Consider the following 4,347-nt stretch of genomic DNA (forward strand, 5'->3'; position numbering starts at 1 on the left):
TCATATACAACTGCTTGGGTGTTGTATAGTCAAGCCTCACGAGCAATTAGTATTGGTCAGCTTCACATATCACTATGCTTCCACATCCAACCTATCAACGTCCTAGTCTCGAACGGCTCTTTAGAGGACATAAAGTCCTAGGGAAATCTTATCTTGAGGTAGGCTTCCCGCTTAGATGCTTTCAGCGGTTATCCCTTCCGAACATAGCTACCCGGCGATGCGACTGGCGTCACAACCGGTACACCAGAGGTTCGTCCACTCTGGTCCTCTCGTACTAGGAGCAGATCCTCTCAAATTTCCAGCGCCCACGGTAGATAGGGACCGAACTGTCTCACGACGTTCTAAACCCAGCTCGCGTACCTCTTTAAATGGCGAACAGCCATACCCTTGGGACCTGCTTCAGCCCCAGGATGAGATGAGCCGACATCGAGGTGCCAAACACCGCCGTCGATATGAACTCTTGGGCGGTATCAGCCTGTTATCCCCAGAGTACCTTTTATCCGTTGAGCGATGGCCCTTCCATACAGAACCACCGGATCACTAAGACCTACTTTCGTACCTGCTCGACTTGTGGGTCTCGCAGTTAAGCGCGCTTTTGCCTTTATACTCTACGCGTGATTTCCGACCACGCTGAGCGCACCTTCGTACTCCTCCGTTACTCTTTAGGAGGAGACCGCCCCAGTCAAACTACCCACCAGACACGGTCCTCGTCCCGGATCACGGGACAGAGTTAGAACCTCAACATTACCAGGGTGGTATTTCAAGGACGGCTCCACTGGAACTAGCGTTCCAGCTTCAAAGCCTCCCACCTATCCTACACAAGTAAGGTCAAAGTTCAGTGTCAAGCTGCAGTAAAGGTTCACGGGGTCTTTCCGTCTAGCCGCGGGTACACTGCATCTTCACAGCGATTTCGATTTCACTGAGCCTCTGCTGGAGACAGCGCCGCCATCGTTACGCCATTCGTGCAGGTCGGAACTTACCCGACAAGGAATTTCGCTACCTTAGGACCGTTATAGTTACGGCCGCCGTTTACTGGGGCTTCGATCAAGAGCTTCGCTTACGCTAACCCCATCANTTAACGTTCCAGCACCGGGCAGGCGTCAGTCCGTATACGTCCACTTTCGTGTTTGCAGAGTGCTATGTTTTTAATAAACAGTTGCAGCGGCCTGGTTTCTGCGGCTGTCGTCAGCTCAGGAAGCGAGTTCCATCACCAACAACAGCGTACCTTCTCCCGAAGTTACGGTACCATTTTGCCTAGTTCCTTCAGCAGAGTTCTCTCAAGCGCCTTGGTATTCTCTACCTGACCACCTGTGTCGGTTTAGGGTACGATTCCTGTGTAACTGAAGCTTAGAGACTTTTCCTGGAAGCATGGCATCAACCACTTCGCTGTACAAGTACAGCTTGCTATCAGATCTCAGCATAGAGTACCCCGGATTTGCCTAAGATACATGCCTACATCCTTTCACCTGGACAACCAACGCCAGGCTGATTTAGCCTTCTCCGTCCTCTCATCGCATTACACAGAAGTAATGGAATATTAACCATTTTCCCATCGACTACGCCTTTCGGCCTCGCCTTAGGGGTCGACTCACCCAGCCCCGATTAACGTTGGACTGGAACCCTTGGTCTTTCGGCGAACGGGTTTTTCACCCGTTTTGTCGTTACTCACGTCAGCATTCGCACTTCTGATACCTCCAGCATGCTTCTCAATACACCTTCATCGGCTTACAGAACGCTCCCCTACCACTTGACTAATGTCAAATCCGCAGCTTCGGCACATAGTTTTAGCCCCGTTACATCTTCCGCGCAGGCCGACTCGACTAGTGAGCTATTACGCTTTCTTTAAAGGGTGGCTGCTTCTAAGCCAACCTCCTAGCTGTCTATGCCTTCCCACATCGTTTCCCACTTAACTATGATTTTGGGGCCTTAGCTGGCGGTCTGGATTGTTTTCCTCTTGACTACGGACGTTAGCACCCGCAGTCTGTCTCCCGGATAGTACTCATAGGTATTCGGAGTTTGCATCGGTTTGGTAAGTCGGGATGACCCCCTAGCCGAAACAGTGCTCTACCCCCTATGGTATTCGTCCGAGGCGCTACCTAAATAGCTTTCGGGGAGAACCAGCTATCACCAGGCTTGATTAGCCTTTCACCCCTATCCACAAGTCATCCCCTGGCTTTTCAACGACAGTGGGTTCGGTCCTCCAGTTAGTGTTACCCAACCTTCAACCTGCTCATGGATAGATCGCCTGGTTTCGGGTCTATACCCAGCAACTAAACGCCCTATTAAGACTCGATTTCTCTACGGCTCCCCTATACGGTTAACCTTGCTACTGAATATAAGTCGCTGACCCATTATACAAAAGGTACGCAGTCACACCACGAAGGTGCTCCCACTGCTTGTATGCATGCGGTTTCAGGATCTATTTCACTCCCCTCACAGGGGTTCTTTTCGCCTTTCCCTCACGGTACTGGTTCACTATCGGTCAGTCAGGAGTATTTAGCCTTGGAGGATGGTCCCCCCATATTCAGACAAGGTTTCACGTGCCTCGCCCTACTCGTCATCATTATGTGTGCCCTTTCGTGTACGGGAATATCACCCTCTACGTTCGCACTTCCCAGAGCGTTCCACTAAAACACACATAACTTAATGGGCTGATCCCCGTTCGCTCGCCGCTACTGAGGGAATCTCAATTGATTTCTTTTCCTAAGGGTACTGAGATGTTTCACTTCCCCTCGTTCGCCTTGCAACACTATGTATTCATGTTGCAATACCTACCTTAAAGTAGGTGGGTTCCCCCATTCAGACATCTCCGGATCAAAGGATATTTGCCGCCTCCCCGGAGCTTTTCGCAGGCTATCACGTCTTTCATCGCCTCTGACTGCCAAGGCATCCACCACATGCACTTAATTACTTGACTATACAACCCCAAACAGTCGATGTTACCTACAAGTTAGTAACTTCAACATTTCAGTTTAGAGCACTGTGCACTTAAGCACCGTACAGCTTCAATCTAAATTCACATACCAAAACGCTTGATTCAGTTAATTTGCTAGTTCTCAATTCATCTAGATTAATTGCTTAACCTAAACTCTTGAGTGAACAATTTATTTCAGACTCAATTTTGCCAATCTGTTAATGAGTTAATGTGTCTTCGTCAGATCACACTAATTACCGTGATAATGAAATCACAGAAGTTAATAAACCAAGATCTCAATCTTTATTTACTAATTTCTGTAATCCGAACTTATCTTAAGTTCTGGTGGAGACTAGGAGAGTCGAACTCCTGACCTCCTGCGTGCAAAGCAGGCGCTCTACCAACTAAGCTAAGTCCCCAGCTTACATCATCAATCATGTATCTTTTATCTATAACTTCAACCAGTCAAAGTCATGGTGGGTCTGACAAGACTTGAACTTGTGACCCCACGCTTATCAAGCGTGTGCTCTAACCAACTGAGCTACAGACCCTCAGATACATCTATGAAGAACAACTTGTTGTGGATTCTTACCAATCGTCAATCTTTCGTTAAGGAGGTGATCCAGCCGCAGGTTCCCCTACGGCTACCTTGTTACGACTTCACCCCAGTCATCGGCCACACCGTGGTAACCGCCCTCTTTGCAGTTAGGCTAGCTACTTCTGGTGCAACAAACTCCCATGGTGTGACGGGCGGTGTGTACAAGGCCCGGGAACGTATTCACCGCGGCATTCTGATCCGCGATTACTAGCGATTCCGACTTCATGGAGTCGAGTTGCAGACTCCAATCCGGACTACGATCGGCTTTTTGAGATTAGCATCACATCGCTGTGTAGCAACCCTTTGTACCGACCATTGTAGCACGTGTGTAGCCCTGGCCGTAAGGGCCATGATGACTTGACGTCGTCCCCGCCTTCCTCCAGTTTGTCACTGGCAGTATCCTTAAAGTTCCCATCCGAAATGCTGGCAAGTAAGGAAAAGGGTTGCGCTCGTTGCGGGACTTAACCCAACATCTCACGACACGAGCTGACGACAGCCATGCAGCACCTGTATCTAGATTCCCGAAGGCACCAATCCATCTCTGGAAAGTTTCTAGTATGTCAAGGCCAGGTAAGGTTCTTCGCGTTGCATCGAATTAAACCACATGCTCCACCGCTTGTGCGGGCCCCCGTCAATTCATTTGAGTTTTAGTCTTGCGACCGTACTCCCCAGGCGGTCTACTTATCGCGTTAGCTGCGCCACTAAAGCCTCAAAGGCCCCAACGGCTAGTAGACAACGTTTACGGCGTGGACTACCAGGGTATCTAATCCTGTTTGCTCCCCATGCTTTCGTACCTCAGCGTCAGTATTAGGCCAGATGGCTGCCTTCGCCATCG

Annotated in this window: 2 tRNA genes and 2 rRNA genes; all 4 read right to left on the minus strand. The window is 49.6% G+C overall.

The features are described 5' to 3' along the window. Positions 1-25: 25 nt before the first annotated feature. Positions 26-2,917 (minus strand): 23S ribosomal RNA (locus ABD437_RS29655). A gap of 340 nt (positions 2,918-3,257) precedes the next feature. Beyond that, positions 3,258-3,333, minus strand: a tRNA-Ala gene (locus tag ABD437_RS29660). A 55-nt stretch (positions 3,334-3,388) separates the two neighbouring features. Continuing rightward, a tRNA-Ile gene (locus ABD437_RS29665) sits at positions 3,389-3,465 on the minus strand. A gap of 59 nt (positions 3,466-3,524) precedes the next feature. Beyond that, positions 3,525-4,347 (minus strand): 16S ribosomal RNA (locus ABD437_RS29670); the annotation flags it as partial.

The sequence above is a fragment of the Cryptosporangium japonicum genome (genome assembly GCF_039524755.1).
GTDB classification, from domain to species: Bacteria; Actinomycetota; Actinomycetes; order Mycobacteriales; family Cryptosporangiaceae; genus Cryptosporangium; species Cryptosporangium japonicum.